The following is a 22,574-nucleotide window of genomic DNA, read 5'->3' on the forward strand; positions in this document are numbered from 1 at the left end:
CTAGAAGCCGAGAAATACTGTCGAAGGGCGGTCATCCCGCTTCTAGGGGAATACCCTCTACAGGTTGACAGCAAGTCTCAGGACGATACCGACCAAAGCAACGGTGGCAGCTCCAATCAGGGCAAAAGCAAGATTAACCACCTGGGTACTTGCCTTCTGATAGGAGTCGATCCGATCCAAAATCACTCGGTTCTCTGTCTCCTGCTCAGTCCAGCGTTGCGCTTGATCTACCACGACGATTTCCAGCCGCTCGTTTGTCCTGGCAACATCCTGGCGGATCCCTTCGACATCCTGGCGGATCCCTTCGATCGCGCTCAGCACATCTCTAAGAGTGGGCTCACTGGTGGCTGTCATCTAGAGCCTCCTTAGATCTCGAGAATATGGGATCCCATCTGGTTGTTACCCTCGATTTTTCCTTTCCGCTTGGCTTGTTCAAGGACAGTCTCCGCAATCTGTGAATATCCCTTCATGAACTCAGGGCTGAATCAGGCGGCGCTCCGTGACTCTATCACTTTGTTGTTGTCGATCCGGGCTAACGGCCCAGGCTTCAAAAATGAGCTCTGGTACTCCCGGCGGGATGGTCATGCGAGTGAGAGCTTGCCACTGCCCCTGTTCATCACAAGAAAAATCCAACAGCCAGCGGGGGCCATCCACCAAAGAGCGGGTGCGGCCATGCTTCACCCAAAACTTGATCCAAAAGGGGGCCTGATGGGTAAATCCACTGGGGGGAGGCTCGGCGAGGGCGGGTAACCGCAGCACCACATCGAAGTTATCTCCGGCTCGGAGCTGCTCTGGTACCAACAGTTGAGGGGTGGGGCAAAGTCCGGGCGGATGGGGAGGGAGAAGAGACTCACCGATGGGAGCAGCAACCACGTCTGGCGGGAAAACCCCTTCGGATGAGGGCAGCTCGGGGGTAGGAGCTGGCAACTCTAGTTCGGCCACAGGGATCCGACTCAGCTCCGGCTCGGGGGTAAGTTGCGGACTAAGGTCTGCGGAGGGGAGTTGGAGGGCTTGTGGCTCGGTGGCTGGGGAAGTTGCGGTAGCAACTACTTGCGGCTGAGCGGGAGTTGTCGTTTCTGGCTCGGTGGCAATCGGTTCGGCAACCTGAAGGACAGGTGGAGTGGGATCCCCCTCACGCATAGGGGTGCTCTGTTGCCAAATGCGGAGCAACTTTTGCAGGGTACGCTCGGGAGAAAGAAGAGTTGTGGTAGAGGAACGACGGCTGCTTGCGGCTTGGGCGGCTCCTTCCCGCAAACGGGTGAGCGGGATCCCAGGGCTTGGGGCAGAGGCTTCCTCTGCGGGAGGAGAGTTGAGGCTATCACTTTCCCCCCGACAGCGAATGGAAAAGGCAATCGTCAGGGGCTGGGAGGGGCTGTTCGGATCCCGCCAACCTGTGGAGGTGGGGGTTAAGACCAATTCCCCATTCAGGGGGCGTGTCCAGGTGTGGTTGGGCAAGGTAATGGGAATGCTGAACACCGCCGTGCGAGCCTCGGGAGGAAATTGGATCAGCCGTTGCCCCTCAAAAATCGGTAGATCTTTCCCTTGCTGCCAAACCTGAACCCGCAGCTCGCCACTACAGCCAATCCGACCCGTCAACACCAGCACTTCATCTGGGGATCCCTCTAACTCCGTGTGCATGAGGGAAAACAGCTCTGCCGCCCATTCTGGGGTGGGCTCCGGTGTCGATTCGGGGGAGAAGGGAACCCGTTCTGGCAAAGCATCTTGCGGGTTAGCAGGGGGCACAGGCTCCGGCTCAGCCAGAGGGGGTAGCGCCATCTCTAGGGGCCTACCCATTGGCAGACTAGAACCCAATCCACTCGGCATCACCTGGAAGCGCAGACAATTTTCCGCTTCGGCTTCGCCAAACAGCTCGGCAATTAAGTCGGCATCCCGACAGTGCAGTTCCCAAAAGCCCGGGGTGAGGTGGCTAGCCGGAAGAATAATGCCAATGCCTTCATCGTTGGTGCGAACAGAACGACTTTGGGTTTGGGCAGGCGTGGTGTTGAGATCTTCTTTGGAAGCGGGTGAAGTTGGTAAGCTCTCCCCTGGAGCAAGTGGGTATTGGCGTACCTCGACTGTAATGGTGAAGTGAGGTTGTGGAGAGCGGGCCACGATGGTGTAGGTGTCTTCCTCCAGCACCGTTCCCTCTGCTGGCACCGGTTCCCAGATTTCCTGGCCTTCACGCCTAACCCAAAAGCTCAACATAACTCCGTCACCTCTCCAACTGGGATCCCAAATAATTCGCCAAATCGGCTTGCAAGAGGGTTTGCTGTTCACCTGTAGGCAAATGCTTAAGCTGCACCTCTCCGGCGACAGCCTCCGCATCCCCCAGAGTAACAGCCCAAATGGCCCCACTGCGGCTGGCTCGTTTGAACTGTTTACCGAAGGCACTGCCACTCAGATCCAGTTCGGTGTGGAAACCGGCTTGGCGTAGAGATTGGGCAATTTGTAGAGATTGGGCCTCTGCTTTCGCCCCGCGCGAGATGACATAAACCTGAACTGGGGCAGAGGCAACCCTTCCTTGTTTTTTTTGCAACAGCAAGACCAGCCGCTCCATGCCCATGGCCCAGCCCACTGCCGGGGTAGAGGGGCCACCCAGTTCCGCCACTAAGCCATCGTACCGACCGCCCCCACAGACGGTGCTTTGGGCTCCCAAATCGGGAGAGACGATCTCAAAGGCGGTGTGGGTATAGTAGTCGAGGCCCCGCACCAAATAGGGATCCAACTCATAGGGGATCCCCAAACTTTGCAGTTGGGCTTGTACCTGCTCGAAGAAGGCTTGGGAGTCTGAGCTGAGGTGCTGCAGCAGTTTTGGTGCCCGATCCGCAATTTCGCGGGTACGCGGATCCTTGCTGTCGAGAATGCGCAGCGGGTTGCGGGTGAGTCGGTCTTGCGAATCGGGATCTAGTTCCTCCCGAAACGGGGTGAAATAGTCCACCAGCGCTTGGCGATAGGCGAGCCGATCCTGCGGATCCCCAATCGAGTTGAGCAACAAGGTTAGGTTCTCCGCCCCCACCGCCTGCAACAGATCCCAGGCCAGGGCGATCACTTCCGCGTCGGCGCGGGGATCCCGGCTGCCGATCAGTTCCAAGCCCAACTGATGAAACTGGCGTTGCCGGCCCGCCTGCGGGCGCTCGTAGCGAAACATCGGCCCACAGTACCAAAGGCGCTGCACATCCCCCGCCGCCTGTAAGCCATGTTGGATATAGGCCCGCACCACCCCGGCGGTATTCTCCGGGCGCAGGCTCACCTCCTGCTCACCCCGGGTACTGAAGGAGTACATCTCCTTGCCCACCACATCGGTGGCGCTGCCGATGCCACGGGCAAACAGCTCCGTCAACTCAAAAATGGGGGTGCGAATTTCCTGGTAACTGGCCCGACCCAAGATCTCGCGGGCCTTAGCCTCCACCTGCTGCCAAATCCCCACCTCCTCCGGCAGAATATCCCGTGTGCCCCGCACCGCCTGGATAATCTCCATCCCTTATCTCCCTCTCTCGGGCGGGTTCGTCCGCGCCATTGCTCACCCATTCTCAACCATAGCGCCAGCGGACTGCTGACCGGATCAGTTTCTCTGGGGCTGAAGTTCCGAGCCAGGTGCGCCAGGATCCAGCGCACAAGGATAGGCAGCAGCGATTTGGCTGGTAGCGACAACCGCAGCGGTGGTGGCCCGCAAAATTGTCGCCCCAAGCGAGACGGGCACTCCCTCCCGCGCTTGGGCCTGCCGGAGTTCAGCTGCCGTCCACCCTCCCTCGGGGCCAACGGCAATAGCCACCTGAAAGACGGGATCCGCAGCCACCACCGATTTAGGCAAAGCCTGCAGCAAGAAAGGAGCCTCTTGGCGAGCCACAGTAACCCCCCACCAGTTGGCCCTGAGCTCCCTGACCCAGTCCGTCCAGGCGGTAGGGGAATCAATCTGGGGCCAGCGCAAGCGCTCACATTGTTCTGCGGCCTCTTGCACAATTTTTTGCCAGCGTTCCTGCCGCCCTGACCCCGGCTCCAATACGGTTCGCTCCGTCAGCAAAGGGGTGATCTGGGCCACCCCTAGCTCCGTGACCTGACGAAACACCTCGTCAAAGCTCGGCCCTTTGACGACGGCCAGTCCCAGATGAATGTGAATCGGCAACTCCCGTGGTCGGGTTTCCACCCATCCCGCGATCCGGGATCCCTGCGGCTGCCAATGGGCCAACCATAGGATCCCAGAGCCATCGAAGACCAGAAAGGGATCCCCGAGCTTGAGGCGGCGTACCCGCTGTAAATAGTGCTGTTGAGAGCCAGTTAAGTTCAAGTTGCCCGCCGGATCCCGTTGCTCGGGCGCAATCGCCAGCCGGGGCAGGGCACTTAGGTCATGCGTGCGTTCAGACAACACCATTCCCCCCGTCTCCAGAGGGCCGCCACCAACCATTCGTTGGCCTCCAACATTTCCGCCACAAACTTGGCCTGATCGATCAAAATACCGCTGAGAATCAGCCATCCCCCCTCATTCACCACCAGGCGAAACTCTGGGATCATATCCAAAATCACATCCGCCAAAATATTGCACACCAGCCCATCCACCATTTGGGGAATATGCTCTAAGCTGCCCTGGGCCACCGCGATGCGATCCGTCAACCCATTCATATCGCGGTTGAGAAGCGTCGCCTGTACCGCTACCGGATCCGTATCCACTGCAAACACCTGCTTCGCCCCCAACAGAGCTGCCGCCAACGACAAAATACCAGAGCCACAGCCCACATCCGCCAAAGTCGCCGCCGGGGGATCCTCATGCACCGGATCCTGGCGCACCTCTCCCCAGGTTTCCAGGCGCATTTCCAGCGACTCCAGGCATAACTGGGTGGTGGGGTGTATGCCCGTACCAAACGCCATACCCGGATCCATGCGCAACAGGTGACGACCGGGATGAGGTGGGGGATCCAACCAGGCCGGACAAATGAGCAACTTGTCTCCAATAGCCTGCGGCTGCCAATGGCGCTTCCAGGTGCTGCTCCAATCCTCCGGCTCTAGGCGTTCCCAACGCAGTTGTGGGGTACGGTGACCGGCGATCAGGGCATCTTGCCGTAGACGTAGGGAGAGGGCTGCTAAATCCAAGAGAGTGGTGTGGGGCCAAGGCAAATAGGCGTGGATGCTCAACTGTCCTTCCCCATAGGTTTGGCTGGTCATGCCCTGAGAACCAAAGCTTTCCAGCCGCCAAAAGATCAGATCCTCTTGGGGAGCAGCAGCAATTAGGTTGAGATCCCACCAAGCGGCACTGGGATCCGGGGAGTGAACAGGTGCGGTCAAGGTTGGATCGGCAACAGTCGCGCTCACAGGGATTCCTTCAACAGACAAAAGGGAAAAAACAAACACATAGAGGCTGAGCCACAAGAGCCAGGCAAAACCGGCAGAGCCTTAGAATCTAGCTCGACTAAGAGAGCAGTAACCGCCCGGATCCCCCCGATTAGGGGATAGCCCGCACCTGCTCTTTTGATACCCAGCTTAGCCTCATGAGATAAAGTAAATTAAAAGAATTGGAGCCATTGTTGGCATTCTTGATTGAACCTCGGTGATCTTGCGGATGGCTGGGGTTCAGTTGCCCCTTTCTTAGGCAGGTTGAGTGTACTGAGCGTCGATGGAGTGAGGGCAGATGCAGGTGGCAAGGTTGATGTCAGCCGAGCAGTCGATACAGCAGAGCACCCTAAAACCCAAAGTCGCCCCTTTGCGGGTTGCTGAAGAGCGGGAGATCAGGAAAATGGTCGCCAATGTAGAACCACAGCCGATCAAAGTCAGCACTCGCTCGGCCCTGATGCGGCGCTTCAACCAAAGCTTTCCCTCTTTTTACAGCCAGTTTGTCAGTAGTGAGGTGCAGGCACAAAATCTGCGTTTAGCCTATGCCCTCTATCAAACCCGTAAGGCCGTAGTGCAAATGCAGGACGAACGGCGCAAAACGGTGGTTTGTCTGGCCTATCGCAACCAACCTTCCCTGCTCAGCGATCTGTTTGGGGTACTCACTGCCTTTAATCTGTCGGTGCATGGTATCAACCTCTATGGGCAGATCTACTCACCCCATTTGGTGTTTATCCGTATCACCGTATCCCGAGATGGGAATAGCCTGTCTTCCCAAACCAAGCTCAATTTGGAACGAGCTATTCACGAGTGCTTGGCGGGTGTCTTTCGCGTTCATGAAACCTTGGCTTTAGAGTTTGATCTCAAAGCTGGGCTGAAAGACACACAGGTTTCTTTTTATTCGGATCAAGTGTTTCATTTACCCACCCTTCTGGTGGATACCGATAACCAACCGGGTATGTTTTATCGGGTGATGACTGCCCTTTGGCAGGAGGATCTGACGGTGATCAACCTGAATTTGATGTTGCGCCGCGATCAAACCCGCTTTATTTTCTATCTTTTGGGGCCGGATTCTTCCACTTCGATGCCGGAGTTTTTGGGGCAAAAATTGGCCCTGAGCATCCAGCAGCGGCTACAAGGGGATCCCTATTAAGGTCAAATCCGCTAAAATCCGCTCTCCTCTGCTCTGAGGATTTCAATCCACTCCAGGGCTGGGGGGTAAATCAAAGAGGACGGTGTTCATGTAGCGCTCGGCCCATGCGGGGCCAAAGGTTTTTTCCAAGACACGACGGGTACGATCGTTCTGCTGTTGCTGGCTGCAGTAGCGGTACTGTCCCTGATAGTTGGCCAGAATCTGGCTCGGATCCGTCTGCGGGGTCATCTGCTGGGCAAGCTGACAGTGAATCTCTAGATAGCGGCTGGCTAAGGCCAAAAACTGATCTGCTTCTTCCTCATCACTGGGGCGAATAAACAGACAGTAAGGAGAGAAAATGTCTCCCCACTGGGGTAGCTCTCGCCGTTGCTGAAACGGGGCCAGACGGGATCCCGAGGCTTCCAACTTTTGGATATAAGGCTGCGGCAAGTTCGGCGTCACCGGCGACAGATCGACAATGGCAGCGCTCACCTGTCCCCGACCGGCCACGATGTCACAGCCAAACATCGGCAGAGCATACTGCGGCTGCGGGAACATAACGCAATGGAGGATATCCAGGCTTTGTCCGGCACGGGCTAGCTCCAGGTGCAGCTTGCGAAAGGGATCCCCTTGGTAGCAACGGTTTTCGATTTGCAATTTTTCCCCATCCAAGCGGCCTTCCACATAGCCGAGATCTTCGGGTAGAGCGTAGGGTTCAAGCGTGAGGCTGGATCCCCAAATGTTTAGGATTGCCTCCGACAGGCGCTGGATTAGAGGATGCAGTTGAGTTTGTAAAGCAGGAGCGGTGAGCATGGGATCCAAAAAATAAACCAGTGGGGTAACCCTTGCGGGCCAGGGCTTGGCCCACCTTCTCCACTATCCCATCCTTTCGTCAGCCAGATCCCAAACACCCCTGAGCTTCTCTACTCCCGCACTGCCCCTGCCGTCAGCCCCCGCACATAGTAGCGCTGCAACACCAAAGCCAAGATCAACACCGGCACCACCGCGATCACCCCCAAAGCACTCATGCGGCCCCAGGCCACCTCGTAGGTGCTAAAGGCTTCTAAAACCCCCAAGGTTAACAGGCGTGTGCGCACCCCTGACAACACTAACGGGCTGAAAAAATCGTTCCAGGAAAAAATGAATCCCAACAGGCTAACGGTGATCACCCCCGGCAATGATAGCGGCAACGCCACCCGCCAAAAGGCCCCCCAGCGACCACAACCATCTACCAACGCCGCTTCCTCCAACACCTGCGGCATCCCAACAAAAAAACCGCGCATGAACCAAGCGACAAAGGTGATTTTGAACACGCTCTGCAACAGAATTAGCCCAGTGTAGCTATCCAGCAGGCGTAGATCCCGCATCATCAAGTAAAAGGGCAACAGCAACGCAATCGGCGGGAACAGGCGGATCCCCAACAGCGCCAGGGCCAACCCATTGGCCAAAACCCCCGGTTGACGGGCCAAGCCATAGCCCGCCGGGATCCCCAACAGCAAGGCCAGTAGGGTGGATCCTACCGAGACGATCAGGGTATTGACCAGGTAGCGCCCCACTGGCACCTCCCGCCACAGGGCCCAGTAGTTTTCCCAGCTGGGCCGAAAGACTTGAAACAGGTTAATGGTTTGGGATCCCTGGCCAGTTTTGAGGGAGATAAGCAGCATCCATCCCAACGGCAACAAGAACACCAGCAGCACCAAAGCTGTCAGCAGATACAGCAATACAGGTCTGAGCCAGCGGTTCCGCTCTTTGGTAAGGGGCTGGGCGAGGGGCTTAGGCTCTGGTGCCACAGCGGTTTTGGGATCCCTCTCCTGGATCAGGTTCATGGCGCGCGATCCCCCCAACCCACCGCCCAACCGTAAAAGGCCAAAAACAGCAACAAAATCCCCATCAGCAGCACCGATAGTGCCGCCCCATAGCCCACATCGAAAAACGTCAGGCCGACCTTGAAAATGTGGTAGTTGATCACCTCGGTGGCTCGCCCCGGCCCCCCACCTGTGATCACAAACACCGAGTCGAAGATCTTAAACAGCTCCATCGCCCGCAGCAGCAAGGCAATCACCAGCACCGGCCTTAGCAACGGCAGAGAAATGTGGCGAAAACCTTGCCAGCTATTGGCTCCATCCAGTTGAGCTGCTTGCAACAGTTCCGGCGGTTGGCTTTGCAGGCCTGCAAACAGGGTAATCGCCAACAGGGGCGTCCACTGCCAGATATCCACCCAAATCAAGGCCCAGAGCGCCGTGTGGGCTTCTCCGATCAAGCCGCGCCCCAACGGGATCCCTAGTCCTCCCAGCAGTTGCGATACCAGGCCAAAATCAGGGTTGTACAGCGCCCGCCACACCAAGGCCGCCACCACCGGAGCTAGCGCCATTGGGGTCAGCAACAGAGCTCGCGCCCAGCCCATGCCTGGCAATCGCTGATCCAGCAACACCGCAATCCCCAAACCCAGGATCAACTCCAGTCCAGAAGCGACTCCCACAAACAGCAGAGTATTCCCCAGGGATCCCAACACCTGCGGATCCTGCAAAGCCTGAATGTAGTTTTGCAGGCCCACAAAAGTACTGGAGCCAGTGGGATCCGTCAGTCGATACCGAAACAGGGAGATAACCAGCGCGTATCCCAGCGGATAGAGGGCAAATGCCAGCAAAAAGGCCAAGGCAGGCCAAGTCCAAGTCAGAAGCCCCCAGCGCTTCAGAAGAGGCATCCATAATGCTGCTAAATGCACCCTCAACCTTTGCTGCCCCCGGATCGGATGGTTCATCCAGGCTCTATCCTGTTATCCTGTCATTCTCGTCAGGTTTCTGTAGGTGTACCAACAGGTATACCAACCCTCAGGCGGGCTGTAACAGCGACCGTAAGATGCTGAGATACTCGTTGATGTTGCGCTGGTTGCCGCCAAAGTCATACTCCCCAACACGGCCTACGGAGGTGATCTCTAGGCGAGTTTGACTGGGATCCCCTTCCACTGGCGACAGAGTCACCGTCAGATCATCCACAAATTTGAAAAAGTTAGTGCGGGAAATCCCTTTCACTTGCAGAGCCTGGGCATCCACGGATCCCAGTTCCCCCCGTTTCCACACCTGAAAGGCTTGTTCAGCTGCTTTGAGCACCTGCTCGGGGCTGGCCGAGAGCACGACCTCCTGTTGAGCACGATTGTTGGGAGAGCCGCCCACAGTAGCAGCCTGTACCGCCGGGATCCCGCCCACGAGGGCAAACAGCAGCACGACCAGCAACACCAAGGGTTTCCAGAAAGACATGCGAGTAAGCGGTGAAGTTTACATCCCTTATTATTATCTCTCAAGATCCCGGCCTTCGATCCTCAAGGCTCTCCTAATCCACAGGCCTGTTTCAACCAGGCGGCATCTTGTTCATCCAACGTGGCGTGGTGGAGCTCGTAGACCTGCTGGTGGTAGTGATCAATCCAAGCGGTTTGGGCCTCATCGAGTCGTCCCCAGTCGATTAACCTGCGATCAAACGGGATCCAAGTCAGGGAGCGAAAGCCCATCCATCCTTTTGGCTCACCAATAGCAACCACTTCGTAGAGATTTTCGATGCGGATCCCACCCCATCCCGGCAGGTAGTAGCCCGGTTCGATGCTGTTGATCATACCCACCTTGAGGGCGGTGCTGGCCCGTCGGTGGATCCCGTTTGGCCCCTCATGCACATTCAAGAAAGCCCCTACCCCATGTCCGGTGCCGTGGCCGTAGTCTAATCCGGCGTGCCAAAGCGTCGAGCGGGTGATGCCATCCAAAGAAGCCCCGTAGGTATCCGGCGGGAAGATCTGGCGAGCGCATTGAATATGGGCCTTGAGCACCTCTGTATAGCGTTGTTGGCACAAAGGATTCGCTGCCCCTTGGCCAATCCAAACGGTGCGGGTATCGTCGGTGGTGCCCCCTTCGTATTGGGCTCCCGAATCCAGCAGGAAAAGTTCACCCACCCGCAAAAGCATGTTGGGATCCGGGGTGCCGTAGTGGATGATCGAGCTGTTAGGGCCGGCTCCGGCAATGGTATTAAAGCTGAGGCCTACCCAGCCCTCTTCCTCCTGGTAGTGCCGCTTCATGGTGGCCGCCACATCCGCTTCGCTGATCGGGATCCCTTGTTGGATTTGCCGGTCAATCCAGGCCAGGGTACGAATCTTCGCTCGACTGGCTCTGCGATTGGCCCGCCGCATCTGCTCCAGTTCCACCGGATTTTTGATGGCTTTCAGGGCTTCTACCGGATGATCCAGATCCCGACAGGCCACATTCTGCAATAGGTTCTGGGTGCCTTGGGTGGTGTGTTTAGCATCCAGCCCCACCGGAGCATCGTTTCTGGCCCAGAGAGGCAGGTGTTCCACGTAGCTGGCGTAGGACAGGATTTCCACTCCCGCTTCCTGCAGGCTGCTCTGCGCTTCTGGGCTGAGCCGTTCCACATCGGTAAAGAGAGCCGCTTTTTGGGTGCTGACCAAGCCATAGGCCCGAAACACCGGGTTATAGGGAATATCGGATCCGCGCAGGTTAAACAGCCAGGCCACTTGATCCAACTTGGTGAGGGGCAATAACCCGACTCGCTTCTGCTGCATCTGTTTCCGAACTTGGCCCAGCTTTTCGGTGACTGTGGCTCCGCTCAGGCTGGTGGGCACCGCATAAATCGGTTGGGTAAAAGACTCTGATACCCCCTCAGAGGGTTTAGAGTCAGGTGTGGATCCCTGTCTTGCCCTATCCACCAGGTTTTCTGAGGTGGGGATCAGCAACACACCTCCCGCCTGAGTATGGGTTTTCAGTTGTCGATAAGTAGCCACCGAAACTGTGAAGGGATCCACCCCCAAGCGAAACCCGGATCCCAGGGCTTCGATGATCTCCATCAGGCTAGGCTGATCCGGCAAGCCCCCTTTGATCAGGGTGAAGAGGCTCAGATCCACCTCCTGTTCGGCCTGTTCGTGATAGCGGGGATCCACCCACAGCCAGGCTTTGTCCCGACCGATGAGGGCATCCCCCGCCGAACCAGTAAACCCTGTGATCCACTGCCGTCGCTTGCGATTTTCCGGCAAATATTCGTTCAAATGCTCATCTGCTGAGGGCACCCAAAACCCATCCAGATCCTTTTCTTGCAAAAGCTGCCGTAACTGCTGTAGGCAGGCTGGAATATCTAAGCGGGGTAAGATTCGAGTCATGGCCGAGCAGGAAGAGCACTAGGTTCACAATCTTAATCGAATTCCTTCATTCCTCAGGAAATCCGGCCTCCCGCCATCCCCGCATCCCACCATCCATGGAGATCACCTTCTGATAGCCCATTTTTTTCAGGTTGTCTGCTGCCAAAGCGGAGCGAAACCCGCCCCCACAATAAAGGATGATCTCGGCTTCTTTATCGGGAATGGCTGTTTCAATATCCCGCTCAATAATACCCTTGCCCAAATGGATAGCCCCGACGGCATGGCCGGCCTGCCATTCTGACTCTTCCCGCACATCCACAAAGTAAAAGGGATCCCCTTGCAGTTGCTTTTGCCGTACCTGCTCAACCGTTAGCTCTTGGATGCGGCTTTTAGCCTCGTTGACCAAGGCTAGAAACGCAGGGGAGTGATGGGGGGCCATGGGGAATTTACTTTTGGGTAAACTTCGTGAGCCGGAATCCAGCTCACCTCCTGGATCTTAAACGGTACAAGGCTAGACTGGAATGCAGATTTGCTTGCTGGAGGCCACAGTTTGAGATCCCCATTGATCGGTTTACAACAGCTTTTCACCCTGACCTCTGTCTTGTGTTTGGGGATCCCGTTCGTGGCTGTCTTTCCAACAGAGGCTTTAGCCCAGCCAGCCCCGACCCAATTGGAAGGTGGGATCCGACGGCAAGTTAGCAATCCTCCCCCTGAGGCTCTCATTGCTCTGCTCAATCAACAGATCGAAGCAGCCAATCGCCGCGATTTGGAAGGGGTGATGGCCACTTACAGCCCTGAGTTTCGCCATCAGGATGGTTTAGACCGAGAGGCGGTGGAGCGCTCCATTCAAAAGCTCTGGGAAAATCACCCGGATCTCACCTACTCTGCTCAAATTGTATCTTGGCGGCAGGTGGGCCCCGATATCATTGCCGATGTGTCGAGCCAGCTGGAGGGCTCCCAGGCCTCGGTACGGGGCAGCTTTCAGGTGGAAGCCTCAACTTTGCTGCGCAATCGCTATCGCCCGGATCCGGCTAACCCCGAACAACTGCTGCTGATCGACCAAGAGGTGTTGCAAGAAGCAAGCACCCTCACCTCCGGTTCGGCCCCGCCCACGGTCACCCTCAATCTGCCGGATGTGGTCAAGCCGGGATCTACCTATTCCCTGCAGGCGATTGTGGCGGAGCCCTTGACTCGTTCCTTGCTTTTGGGGGCGGTTACGGAACAACCCATCACCTCCTCTGGCTACCCAGAAGTCACCTCTTTCCCCCTCGAACCCTTGCAGGCAGGTGGGATCTTCCGTCAGGCGGATGCCCCAAAAGAACCGGGCGCGGAGTGGATTTCCGTGATGCTGGTCAATCAAACGGGCATTACCCTAGAGAGCCGTCGGCTCACCGTTAGCGACCGCTTGGCCCTGGAGGGATCCCTGTCTGCTCCCGCCAATCCTTAAAGAATCTTCACAGGATAGGGAATGCCTTTGGGGTAATCTGTGCTGTCAGTTGTGCTCGTCAAGGCAGGAAACTATGCGTTCTTCAGCTCGCCTGCTCTACTTTTTGGTGCTGGGCCTATTTTTGGTTGGTTGCAGCGGTGGCAACTCCGTCGGTGCGCCAGTAGTGGATCGGCAAACCCCTGCTCCTGGGGGCAATTAAGCCCTCAAAAAATTCTGGATCAGGTTAGCCCCATTACCCCAGTTATTCAACCGCCGGAACCTAGCGCTTCTTCAACCGTAATGGTCACGTAATGGTCACGATGGGTTGCCCTCGGAAGGCAGTTCCTACCAACCGCTGCTGAAAGTGGCTACGCGCCATCTCGTAAGCTCGCTTGGACAAGGGCAAGAATCGTACCAACGGGATCCACCGCTCCGGCGCACTCAGATAAGCACGGATAAAGTTATCAATTTCCGGCTTTTGATCCAAAGATTCCAGATTGATGTAGAGCAACAGAGGCCGACTCAAGGGGCGATATTCCAAGTTATGGATGGTCTCTAGCTTAGGATAGATAGAGCCGCGTCCAGAATCCACGGCAACAGGTTTGAGAGCCTCCCAATGGCGCAGGTAATTGCCAATATCGAAGAAACCTAAAGCATTGGGATCATTACTAATGTTTTCTACTAAGAAAGTCACATCCTCACTAGCCACTAGCCACGTAGTCGGTGCGACTGGATCCCGCTTGCCCCACCACCACCTGGGTGAAATAGTCATAAGTACCGGAATCTTGGCCACGGCCATACAGATTCAATGGGCGATCAGGCCATGATGGACGAATCTGTGACCAACGAGTCACTTGTCCTTCAGCGCTCGGTTGCCAAATTTGTCGCAGTTCCTGAAGCGTCAGGTTGTCTATCCAAGCATTATCAGGGTGAGCCACAATTGAAATAGCATCCATCGCCACAGGGATTTCAATGTACTGGATGCCATTGGCCTCACAAACAGCAATTTCTTCGCGGATAATCGGGCGTGAAGCATTTTGAATATCGCTTTCTCCAGCACAAAACTTGCTAAACCCGGCACGGGTTCCCGAAAAATTCACCACCACCTCAGCAGCCTGACGGTTGTTGCGCAGGTAGCGACGCTTGGCAGCCTCTGTCAGCGGGAAGACGGTGCTAGAACCATCGATCACAATTCGATTGGCATCCCCAGATTGAACCACTCCTGCCTATACCAAAACTAGCGCAAAGCCAGCACCCAAGAAGAGTGCCACCAGCACCATAGCTAGGCCCAAGGAGCGTCTAAATCTGCCCAAAACTATGCTCAACATAACATTGGATCCCCCAAATATTCTCAAGACTAAATTAAAAAATTCAGTCTGGACTTGATATTAATGCTTGATCAGCTTCTTGAGACTTTCCCGCATACTATGCAGCACCTCATCCAAAAGTGCTTTGAGATCTTGCCAGACTTCATCAGTAGCTTTGACCAGATCTTGAGAGCGAATTTTGGCAGATTCCAGATGTTGCTCTAGGCGCTCAATTTCTTTGTGCTGGGCAGCTTCTCGAGCTTCACGATATTCGGATTTGAGAATTTCTAGAGCTTGTGTAGCCTCTGCGATCTGCTGCTCAAGCTCTTGGAGATATTCGGCTTTGGAATTCATAGACCCTGCTCCGGAGGAAAGGTTTTTCAATCAACAAGGGATCCCTCGAAAAGCTTCTAAAGCAGAGTGCCCTAGAACAAAAAAGAGATACCTAAACAAACTGTTGGCAGCACAAAGAAAACTCCCGCCACATAGATGAGTGCCACAGCTTTGCGTTCGCTGGCTGCTGCTGCCAAAGATTCTGCCCCAAGTACCGGTAAACCTCGCATAAACGGGATCCCGAAAATGAGGATCACCCCGATAAAGTTGAACAGGAAATGAACCATGGCGATTTCCAGTGCAGGCAGAGCTGTTGCCCCCGTAACCGGCGTTGCTGCTAGCAGGGCTGTCACACAGGTGCCAATGTTAGCTCCCAAGGTAAAGGGATAAATTTCTGCCATGCCAAACACCCCGGATCCAGCCAGGGGCACCATCAAACTGGTGGTAGTGGAGGAAGACTGCACCAGAATAGTCATCACTGTTCCAGAAAAAATGCCCATCAGCGGCCCACGACCGATGGCGGTATGCAGGATATCTTTGGCCTTACCCACCAACAATTGCTTGAGGAGCTTGCCCACAAAGTAAATCGAGAAAAAGATTAGAGTAATGCCGAGAATGATCTGCACAATACCGTTGAAAGGGACGGGCAGGATATGGGTGCTACGGGTGATCAACTTGGCCGTTGGGGCAGTAGCTATGCCAACAAAGTTGAGCCCCTTCATACTGAGGGATCCTTCCCCCACCAACAGGGATCCCAGAGCCAAGCTCAGCCGCTCTAGAGGATGAAAAAGAATTTCTAAAGGCAGGAAAATAGCCACTGCGATGATGTTGAACATATCCAACACCGTCGCTGCCGAGAAGGCCCGCCGAAACTCCTCTTTATCTGCCACATGTCCGGCACTGACCAGAGTATTGGTAATCGAGGTGCCGATATTGGCCCCCATGATCATCGGTACAGCAGTTACTACGGGCAATCCACCCGCCACCAAACCCACCACAATCGAGGTGGTTGTACTGGAAGATTGAATAAGGGCTGTAGCTACCGTGCCGACAATCAAACCCAAAAAAGGATTGGTGGCAAAAGCAAAAAGGGCATTGGCTTGTTCCCCAAGGGCAACCTTAAACCCAGAACCAATGACACTGACTGCAACAATCAGAAGGTAAATGAGCGCTAAAACACTAACCCAATTCAAAAAAGGCTTGTAACCGGCTTCACGCGCTAACGGAAGCGCTGTCGCTTGATTACTACTCATAAAAGTCGCTTGATTACTACTCATAAAAAATGCCTCAAACCGAACTCATCTTATGAGTCTTGAATTAAGCAGAGATTAAGGAAAAGAGAAATTCTGGTGTAAGTTTCTTATGTTTTTCTTGTATTTACTATTTGCATATTCAACCATCTACTCTCCCGCACACCGAACGGAGTCACTGACAAAGAGCAGTCTAGCGGATCATCAACTGGAACCTGACTGTCGGGAGGAACCCCAAGCGAGCGAGAACCTGAAGGCTCTTCAGTTTAGTTTATTCAGGCAAATCGATCGGGGGAGCATCCTGAGTTCGGTTGCGCCACAACACCAAGGGAATACTCAGTAACCCGAACAAAGCCACGACCCCAGCCATCATCCAAATCACTAGGCGGCTCGGGCGAAAATTCCCCTGCTCAATTTGCCGGAGTACCTGGTTATACCGCCAGGCAGAAAGACCAATCATCAGCACTCCAAATACAACCAGCAACAGCCCCAGGTTTTCTGCATTCAAGAGGGCATGAACCGGATCCGCCTGTTGTGGATCTTGGGTTACATTCACCTGCAGTTGTCGCAAGAACAAGCTAAAGCGCGCAATGGCAAAGCCAAAGCCAATCAGGGCAATTGAAGTACGCAACCAAGCCAAAAAGGTACGTTCGTTCGCTTGATGTTCTCGTTGTCGGTCGGGGGGGAGGTTCATGGATTCAATTTTAGAGCTTGGGATCCCGATCATCGAGCCCATCTCTGGAAATAACACCTCTAGCTGAAGTTTTTCGCAAACATCGTTATTAGCCTTCTCTCTCCACCTCCCATCCAATCGAGGTCAGGCGACGTAGCCCTCTAGATCATTGCCCTTGATAAATGCTCATAATGCTTTGCAGTAGCCGAATCGCTTCCGCCTTCGGTCGTTGAAAAGAATTGCGTCCGATAATCGAGCCAAAACCGCCTCCATCCCGAATGCCCCGAATTTCTTCGAGCAGCTCGGTTTCTCCAATCGCAGGCCCACCGGAAAAAATGACGATCCGCCGCCCATCAAAAGCACATTGCACCACATGCCGGATCCGATCCGCCAAGGTTGAAATCGGGATCCCTTCCTTCTCATAAACTTTGCGGGTTGCTTCCTGTTCAATATGAGCGGTGGGCAGTTTGACCTTGATGATGTGGGCGCCTAACTGGGCTGCAATATGAGCCGCATAGCCACAAATGTCGATGGCAGTTTCCCCCTGCTTAGAAATGCCGGATCCACGAGGATAAGACCAGATCACCACCACCAACCCGTACTGTTTTGCTTCTTCGGCAATGGCTCGAATCTGTTCGTACATCTCAAAGCGGTAGCTAGAGCCGGGATAGATGGTAAAGCCAATGCCCACGCAGCCCAAGCGCAACGCATCCGCGACACTGCCGGTGATTGCCTGGATCGGATCCGCCTCATTTTGCAAGAGATCGTGGTCATTCAGTTTCAAAATCAACGGGATCTGTCCGGCAAATTCTCGTGCCCCTGCCTCCAGAAACCCCAATGGGGCCGCATAGGCATTGCAACCGGCTGCGATGGCCAACTGAAAGTGATAGCGCGGATCGTAGGCCGGCGGGTTGGGAGCAAAACTGCGGGCGGGGCCATGTTCAAACCCCTGATCCACAGGCAAAATCACCAATTTTCCCGTACCTGCCAGGGATCCGTGTTCGAGGAGACGCGCCAGATTCGTCAGGGTGCCTGGGGTGTCGCTGCCGTACCAGGAGAGGATTTTTTGTGTAATCTCAGACATGGGAGGAAGTGGGGATGACGATTTCAGGCTAACCTTCTCTCCTGAGAGGAGACTGAGCAGGTCATTTTCTAATCGGGGTCGAGGCAGCCTAGAATGTCGCTGGGATCCTTGCTGCCGGGAGAGGAGCGCAAACCATGGTGAAATCCGATTCTGCCCACTTGCTTACCCCTGATTTTCGCCTTAGTTTGGCCATTCTGGCGCTGTCAGTGCCCTTATTTTGGCTGTCTTTTTGGGCGGCCTTGGGGGTGGGGCTATTTGGCCTGTTTTTGGTGGTGCAAACCGCTCTGATTGGGCTGGCCTTTACCAAAACAGCTTTGCAAGTGTACAGCGGCTCCAAGCGGATTCGAGAGTTTCCCTACAGTGAATGGCGGGACTGGCAAATTTTCTGGCCTGCGCTGCCGATTTTGTTCTTTTTCCGGGAAACCCAAAGCATTCATTTTTTGCCGACGTTGTTCAATCCTGCCGAATTGCAAAGCTGCCTAGAACAGCGGGTGGGATATCTGCACCCGAAGCAAGAACCCTTGACTTCAGCAACAGAGAATAGTTCGGGATCCCCAGAGACAGCCAAGTCAGAACAGGCTCCATCCAGTCGATAAATACCCATGCACAGTTCCAAGATGTGGGTTTGGCAACAAACAGAAGGCTTGCGCTGGTTACAGTGTCAGCTTCTGTCAGACTGGCCCCACGCTTTTGGGTGTCGCCAAATTCACCCCCATCAGCCTCCCCGGTTGGCGGCTCAGTTGCAGTTACCCCCCGACCGAGCCGTATGGGGCCACCAGGTGCATGGCCCCGATTGGATCTGGGCAGACGAAGTTGAGCTCACTTCAACTCCCGATCACTCAATGTTGCCTGAACCCTCTTCCGAAACCAGAGAAGTGGCCATAACTCGCCCACAAGTGGATGCGGTGATCGCCCGCCAGGGATCCGACTCCGCTTGGGTATGTACCGCCGATTGTGTACCGATTTTGGTGGCCAGTCAGCGGTGGGTGGCAGCCATTCATGCCGGATGGAGAGGAACCGCCGCCAACATTTTGCCCAACGTGTTGCAACAGTTTGCCCAGGCCGGGATCCCTGTTGAACAAATCCGTATCGCTATTGGGCCAGCCATTTCCGGTGCGGTGTACCAGGTCTCCGCAGAGGTGGCAGAGCAGATCTTACAAACCCTTCCTTCCTCTGCAGCGGCTCATTCGGCCCTCCTAGACGATCCGCATCCCGGCAAAGTGCGTCTGGATCTGCGCCAGGTTCATCAAGCTCAGGCCCAAACCCATGGGATCCCGCCGGAGCACATCGCCCTCAGCCCCCATTGCACCCTCAGCCAGCCACAAGACTTTTTTTCCTACCGCCGCGATGGATCCCTGAAGGATGAGCAAGGGCGCCATTGTGTGCAGTGGTCAGGGATTGGTTTGCGGGCATAGCCGCACAAAATTGAGAAAAAATTGAGAATAATAGTCATAATGTCATAATACCTATCCCTGGCGAGGATCCCATGCTTCGGAGTGCCGGATTGTTTTTTATGGCTCTGTCCCTCAGCATTCCTTTCGGAGTAGAGGCAAATGCACAAAGTTTGGGGGCGGTCAACCGCGCCAGCCAACTGCAGCTGAATATCGGAGCGGGGCGAGGTGGATCCCCAGCGCCTGTGGGTGCTTCGGGTTCTGTTGAAGATAGGGATGCCTCGACTCCTTCTGCGCAAAGGTGGGCAGAGTGGCATATTCGCGCCAATGTCTGTACGGGAAACTTATCTACGGAAGAGTTGGCGGAACTATTTCCGCTGGTGGATCAAGCTTTGGTGGATACGGTTTGTCAGAGGGGAAGTTAGCCGATGAGTCGAGATGATGTTTATCCGTTCGTCCGACGGCTCCTGCCTCTAGCGCTTTTCCGTTCTCAGTCGGAATGAGGTTGGAGCACTGCGACGAATCTCGGTAGCTTGAAAAAGCTGTAAGGTAAAAGGGATGCCCATGGTCGCTGCTGCATGGATTTTGAGAAACTACTGGAAGAGTGGGTTGCAGCCTTCAGCGAAGCTGCCGAAGCAAGCCTAGCCTCTCTGGAAAACTTCTTCACTGGACTGGCGGAGCAACTGGCTATCCCTTTGGAGGAAACCCTCACCCAATGGGAGCAATTTTGGGGAGTCAATGAGCCAGAACCGGATCCGGAGCGCTCCAACGAAACTTTCAGCACCAGTACCGTGTATGTCAGCCCGATTGGATTTGGGGGCCTGGTTGTCTACACCTACATCGCCACTCCTCCGGGCTGTATCGGGGATCCCACCTGTCGCTATAATGCCCGTTCCCCCGAGTTGCGCTGTGCGGTTAACCCCTGTGGCCCCTGTGAAGGTTGCCCTCATTACGAAAAAGTGGAGGGGTAGTCATGGGGAGCCCGGCTAGCCCTTCTGTTGTCACTGCCGGTGAGCGTGGGCCTGCTAGGGCTTGCGATCGCTTGATCATCGCCCTGGATACCTCCTCTTGGGAACAGGCGTTGCAATGGGTGGATTGCTTGCCCCAGGTGCTGTGGTGGAAGGTGGGGTTGGAGCTGTTTACGGCGGTTGGATCCCCGATTTTGCGGGCCCTAAAAGAGCGGGGCAAGCGGATTTTCTTGGATTTGAAACTGCACGATATTCCCAATACCGTCGGGCGTGCCACCCAAGTGGCCGTCGGTTATGGGGTGGATCTGCTCACCATTCATGCTAGTGGCGGCAGTGCTATGTTGCGGGCAGCGGCTGAAGCAGCCCAATCCAGCCCCTGTCGGTTGTTGGCGGTTACCCTCCTCACCAGCCTCAGCCCCGAACAGGTGCAGCAAGAGTTGTGTATTGGCAAGGATCCCGCTAACTACGCCCTACATTTGGCTCAGCTAGCCCAAGCGCAGGGGTTTACCGGCCTAGTTTGCTCCCCCCAAGAAGTCGCGCGGCTGCGTCAAATTTTCGGGTCGGATGTGTTGCTTGTCACCCCAGGGATCCGCCTTTCTCCCTCCTTTACAGGCGATGACCCGACGGAAGATGACCAACAGCGCATTTGGACTCCGGCTAGAGCCTTACAGGCAGGGGCCGATTATTTGGTGGTGGGTCGCCCGGTGACTGCTGCTCCAGATCCTGTGATCGCCTTTCAACAGTTGTGTGATGCTGTTGCCCATTGAGCTAGACCTCCTGTGGACTGAGCAGCCTCCTACCCCGGTCACTCCGGTCAAAGTGACCTTCGGAAAAATAGCCTCCCTAGGTTGGGGCAACTTGAGTCTTGGAATGGTCTTCACTACGGCCAGTTTGTGGTGCCTACCCACCGCTCCTGCCCTCAGTCAACCCAGCATAGAACCCAGCTTTGAAAGATGTCTGGCGGAGCCGCAAACTTGGGCTGAAGGGCTGACTGAACAGTTACCTTTGTTCTTAAATTTGGCCTTGAGTCGCTCCCGTTCCGAGTTTCAGGTGGTGTTGGTGGGAGAACCTGAGGTGGAACCTCTATCTTCACTGGAGGGTTTACCCATCCCAACAACGGGATCCCTTCCGCAGGGCTTTCGACTCTATTTCACCACCCTAGAACGCCGCTTAGTTCTGGATCCCAATTCAGAAAGAAGCCAAAACCCTTTGGCCGGTCGTCGTACCGAGAGCATTCAACTGGCCTACGAGGCTTACCTCATCCGCTCTACCTTCAGGGATCCCTGGCAACTGGTACGCCTGCAGGTAACCGGATCGGGTACGGCAATCCGCGATGTTACGGATGGAATCACCGCCCAAGCAATCCGAAGCTGGCAGCAGGCCGGTTGCCCCTTGACGGGCGATCTAGAGTTAACTAAGCCTTCTGTTTGAGTTGGAGGGCTGCTCCGATTTCTCGGTCGCGTAAGCGATGCGTAGCATTATGGAATTGCGCCTGAGGAGAATGAAATTTCCCCCCGCTACTCCCCGCAATCCTCTGCGCCAGCCCCGTGGTTCAGCGCCTCATCTGAGCTTGAGGAACAAACGTCAACGCTTGGGAGGATCGCTGAGTAACTGGCTCCTCTGGGGTGGCATGGGGCTCTTGCTGGGCCAGCGTCTGCGCTCCATCGCTCAACCGACACATTTGCAGTGGTGGCGGGTGTTGCCTGCTGGCGGTTCTGAGGGAGCCCTTGGCTCCACCCAACCGGAACTGCCCCTATACCAATCGATTGCGGGTGGGCTCTTGCCTTGGCTAGCTCAGGGAACGGGGATCCCCGCTGAAGGGGTGCTGCGAGTGCTGTCGGTGTTGGCCTGCTTGGTGATTCTGCTGTTGTGTTGGAGCTGGGGCAATTTTTGGAGTGCCGGACTGTGGGGGCTCAGCCCCTGGGTATTGACCCAAGGATTAGAACCGGGCAGCGAGATTTTGGGCAGCTTGGTTTTGCTCTGGAGTTGTGGCGTGGGTTCCTCTCTCCGCTGGGGAGGGTTGGCTCTGGCCTGTGCCCTTACATCCAAAGTTTGGCCCTTGGCATTTCTGTTGATGGGGCTGTGGATCAGTCAGCAGTGGCCTCGACAGCGCTGGCGGGGGCCGGGTTTAATCCTGCTGGTGATGGGGCTTTCCTGGCTATGGCGGACGGATTTACTTTCAGGGATGACCGTTTCTACCCTGTCTTTACATCGTCTTAGCTACCCAAGCGGACTGGCGGTGTTGGCCACCTTGATGTTGCCTTTGGGCTTAACCCTGGTACGGCTCGGCTGGCCCTGGGCGGAGCGACAACAGACTCTATTGAGTCTGGCGAGTTTGGGGCATGTCTTGTGGATGGGTTGGCTGGCTTTGCTGGTTTGGGGGCCCCAGGTGAATGGTCTGCAGCAGAGTGCCCGCTGGGGCTTGGTGGTGCTGCCATTGCTGTGCTTGAGTGCGGGAGGGGTACTGGCGGAGATCCCTTATCCTCCTTGGCGACGTGTACTGGGATCCCTGCTGTTGGGCAGTTCTTTCCTGTTATCTTGGCAGGCGTTGGCCTAAGCT

Annotated in this window: 27 protein-coding genes; 10 read left to right on the forward strand and 17 right to left on the reverse strand. The window is 55.6% G+C overall.

Annotated elements, in window-relative coordinates:
• Nucleotides 1–57: 57 nt before the first annotated feature.
• The 5 genes from L1047_RS04770 to prmA all read right to left on the reverse strand — a co-directional run bounded on the left by L1047_RS04770 (nt 58) and on the right by prmA (nt 5,304).
• Complete coding sequence (locus L1047_RS04770; RefSeq protein WP_235277702.1) at nt 58–354, reverse strand: hypothetical protein; 297 nt, start codon at nt 352–354, stop codon at nt 58–60.
• A gap of 120 nt (nt 355–474) precedes the next feature.
• On the reverse strand, nt 475–2,205 hold the full coding sequence (locus L1047_RS04775) for a hypothetical protein (RefSeq protein WP_235277703.1): 1,731 nt from the start codon (nt 2,203–2,205) through the stop codon (nt 475–477).
• A gap of 7 nt (nt 2,206–2,212) precedes the next feature.
• Nucleotides 2,213–3,478 carry a histidine--tRNA ligase gene (gene hisS / locus L1047_RS04780; RefSeq protein WP_235277705.1) on the reverse strand — a complete coding sequence of 422 codons (1,266 nt, stop codon included), beginning with the start codon at nt 3,476–3,478 and terminating at the stop codon, nt 2,213–2,215.
• 84 nt (nt 3,479–3,562) lie between these two features.
• On the reverse strand, nt 3,563–4,369 hold the full coding sequence (locus tag L1047_RS04785) for a 16S rRNA (uracil(1498)-N(3))-methyltransferase (RefSeq protein WP_235277707.1): 807 nt from the start codon (nt 4,367–4,369) through the stop codon (nt 3,563–3,565).
• A complete protein-coding gene (gene prmA, locus L1047_RS04790) occupies nt 4,339–5,304 on the reverse strand; it encodes a 50S ribosomal protein L11 methyltransferase (protein WP_235277709.1) in 966 nt (321 codons plus the stop codon). The genes L1047_RS04785 and prmA overlap by 31 nt, the downstream gene beginning before the upstream one ends.
• 334 nt (nt 5,305–5,638) lie before the next feature.
• On the opposite strand from prmA, the gene L1047_RS04795 reads away from it, so the two are divergent.
• A complete protein-coding gene (locus L1047_RS04795) occupies nt 5,639–6,472 on the forward strand; it encodes a hypothetical protein (RefSeq protein WP_235277711.1) in 834 nt (277 codons plus the stop codon).
• Between the two features lie 42 nt (nt 6,473–6,514).
• On the opposite strand, the gene L1047_RS04800 is transcribed toward L1047_RS04795, so the two are convergent.
• From L1047_RS04800 to L1047_RS04825, 6 genes are all read right to left on the reverse strand, one after another.
• Complete coding sequence (locus L1047_RS04800; protein ID WP_235277713.1) at nt 6,515–7,264, reverse strand: phycocyanobilin:ferredoxin oxidoreductase; 750 nt, start codon at nt 7,262–7,264, stop codon at nt 6,515–6,517.
• 110 nt (nt 7,265–7,374) lie between these two features.
• Nucleotides 7,375–8,277 (reverse strand): carbohydrate ABC transporter permease, encoded by a 903-nt coding sequence (locus L1047_RS04805; RefSeq protein WP_235277714.1) that lies wholly within the window; start codon nt 8,275–8,277, stop codon nt 7,375–7,377.
• The gene (locus L1047_RS04810; protein WP_235277715.1) at nt 8,274–9,155 is read right to left on the reverse strand and encodes a carbohydrate ABC transporter permease; all 882 of its coding nucleotides are present in this window, start codon (nt 9,153–9,155) and stop codon (nt 8,274–8,276) included. Before L1047_RS04810 ends, L1047_RS04805 begins: the two co-directional genes overlap by 4 nt.
• 127 nt (nt 9,156–9,282) lie before the next feature.
• Nucleotides 9,283–9,708 carry a DUF1499 domain-containing protein gene (locus tag L1047_RS04815; RefSeq protein ID WP_235277716.1) on the reverse strand — a complete coding sequence of 142 codons (426 nt, stop codon included), beginning with the start codon at nt 9,706–9,708 and terminating at the stop codon, nt 9,283–9,285.
• 62 nt (nt 9,709–9,770) lie between these two features.
• Nucleotides 9,771–11,603 (reverse strand): M24 family metallopeptidase, encoded by a 1,833-nt coding sequence (locus L1047_RS04820; protein WP_235277717.1) that lies wholly within the window; start codon nt 11,601–11,603, stop codon nt 9,771–9,773.
• Nucleotides 11,604–11,649: 46 nt separating this feature from the next.
• Nucleotides 11,650–12,021, reverse strand: coding sequence for a rhodanese-like domain-containing protein (locus tag L1047_RS04825; RefSeq protein ID WP_235277718.1), 372 nt, complete (start codon nt 12,019–12,021; stop codon nt 11,650–11,652).
• A gap of 111 nt (nt 12,022–12,132) precedes the next feature.
• On the opposite strand from L1047_RS04825, the gene L1047_RS04830 reads away from it, so the two are divergent.
• Nucleotides 12,133–13,029, forward strand: a complete 897-nt coding sequence (locus L1047_RS04830; protein WP_235277719.1) for a nuclear transport factor 2 family protein — start codon at nt 12,133–12,135, stop codon at nt 13,027–13,029.
• Between the two features lie 73 nt (nt 13,030–13,102).
• Nucleotides 13,103–13,228, forward strand: a complete 126-nt coding sequence (locus L1047_RS16500; protein ID WP_268836140.1) for a hypothetical protein — start codon at nt 13,103–13,105, stop codon at nt 13,226–13,228.
• 84 nt (nt 13,229–13,312) lie between these two features.
• Here L1047_RS16500 and L1047_RS04835 read toward each other — a convergent pair whose 3' ends face one another.
• The 6 genes from L1047_RS04835 to L1047_RS04860 all read right to left on the reverse strand — a co-directional run bounded on the left by L1047_RS04835 (nt 13,313) and on the right by L1047_RS04860 (nt 17,655).
• Nucleotides 13,313–13,780 (reverse strand): hypothetical protein, encoded by a 468-nt coding sequence (locus tag L1047_RS04835; protein WP_235278947.1) that lies wholly within the window; start codon nt 13,778–13,780, stop codon nt 13,313–13,315.
• On the reverse strand, nt 13,710–14,228 hold the full coding sequence (locus L1047_RS04840) for a substrate-binding domain-containing protein (protein WP_235277721.1): 519 nt from the start codon (nt 14,226–14,228) through the stop codon (nt 13,710–13,712). The genes L1047_RS04835 and L1047_RS04840 overlap by 71 nt, the downstream gene beginning before the upstream one ends.
• Nucleotides 14,229–14,396: 168 nt before the next feature.
• Nucleotides 14,397–14,669, reverse strand: a complete 273-nt coding sequence (locus L1047_RS04845; RefSeq protein WP_235277723.1) for a hypothetical protein — start codon at nt 14,667–14,669, stop codon at nt 14,397–14,399.
• 71 nt (nt 14,670–14,740) lie between these two features.
• Nucleotides 14,741–15,901: a Na/Pi symporter gene (locus tag L1047_RS04850; RefSeq protein WP_235277725.1), complete on the reverse strand. Its 1,161-nt coding sequence runs from the start codon at nt 15,899–15,901 to the stop codon at nt 14,741–14,743.
• Between the two features lie 268 nt (nt 15,902–16,169).
• Entirely contained in the window at nt 16,170–16,634 is a 465-nt protein-coding gene (locus L1047_RS04855; protein ID WP_235277727.1) for a YidH family protein, read from the reverse strand.
• Nucleotides 16,635–16,737: 103 nt separating this feature from the next.
• Complete coding sequence (locus tag L1047_RS04860; RefSeq protein WP_235277729.1) at nt 16,738–17,655, reverse strand: class I fructose-bisphosphate aldolase; 918 nt, start codon at nt 17,653–17,655, stop codon at nt 16,738–16,740.
• Between the two features lie 134 nt (nt 17,656–17,789).
• Here L1047_RS04860 and L1047_RS04865 point away from each other — a divergent pair, with 134 nt between their 5' ends.
• The 7 genes from L1047_RS04865 (at nt 17,790) to L1047_RS04895 (ending at nt 22,571) form a co-directional block, all read left to right on the forward strand.
• A complete protein-coding gene (locus L1047_RS04865; protein ID WP_235277731.1) occupies nt 17,790–18,251 on the forward strand; it encodes a DUF3119 family protein in 462 nt (153 codons plus the stop codon).
• A gap of 6 nt (nt 18,252–18,257) precedes the next feature.
• Nucleotides 18,258–19,070 (forward strand): peptidoglycan editing factor PgeF, encoded by an 813-nt coding sequence (gene pgeF / locus L1047_RS04870; protein ID WP_235277732.1) that lies wholly within the window; start codon nt 18,258–18,260, stop codon nt 19,068–19,070.
• Nucleotides 19,071–19,141: 71 nt separating this feature from the next.
• Nucleotides 19,142–19,471 carry a hypothetical protein gene (locus L1047_RS04875; RefSeq protein ID WP_235277734.1) on the forward strand — a complete coding sequence of 110 codons (330 nt, stop codon included), beginning with the start codon at nt 19,142–19,144 and terminating at the stop codon, nt 19,469–19,471.
• A gap of 153 nt (nt 19,472–19,624) precedes the next feature.
• Nucleotides 19,625–20,017: a DUF6464 family protein gene (locus tag L1047_RS04880; protein ID WP_235277736.1), complete on the forward strand. Its 393-nt coding sequence runs from the start codon at nt 19,625–19,627 to the stop codon at nt 20,015–20,017.
• A 2-nt stretch (nt 20,018–20,019) separates the two neighbouring features.
• Nucleotides 20,020–20,781 carry an orotidine-5'-phosphate decarboxylase gene (pyrF, locus tag L1047_RS04885; RefSeq protein WP_235277738.1) on the forward strand — a complete coding sequence of 254 codons (762 nt, stop codon included), beginning with the start codon at nt 20,020–20,022 and terminating at the stop codon, nt 20,779–20,781.
• 103 nt (nt 20,782–20,884) lie between these two features.
• Nucleotides 20,885–21,445, forward strand: coding sequence for a hypothetical protein (locus L1047_RS04890; RefSeq protein WP_235277740.1), 561 nt, complete (start codon nt 20,885–20,887; stop codon nt 21,443–21,445).
• 199 nt (nt 21,446–21,644) lie between these two features.
• A complete protein-coding gene (locus tag L1047_RS04895; protein ID WP_235277742.1) occupies nt 21,645–22,571 on the forward strand; it encodes a hypothetical protein in 927 nt (308 codons plus the stop codon).
• Nucleotides 22,572–22,574 lie beyond the last annotated feature (3 nt).

It is taken from the genome of Synechococcus sp. Nb3U1, assembly GCF_021533835.1.
GTDB lineage: Bacteria > Cyanobacteriota > Cyanobacteriia > Thermostichales > Thermostichaceae > Thermostichus.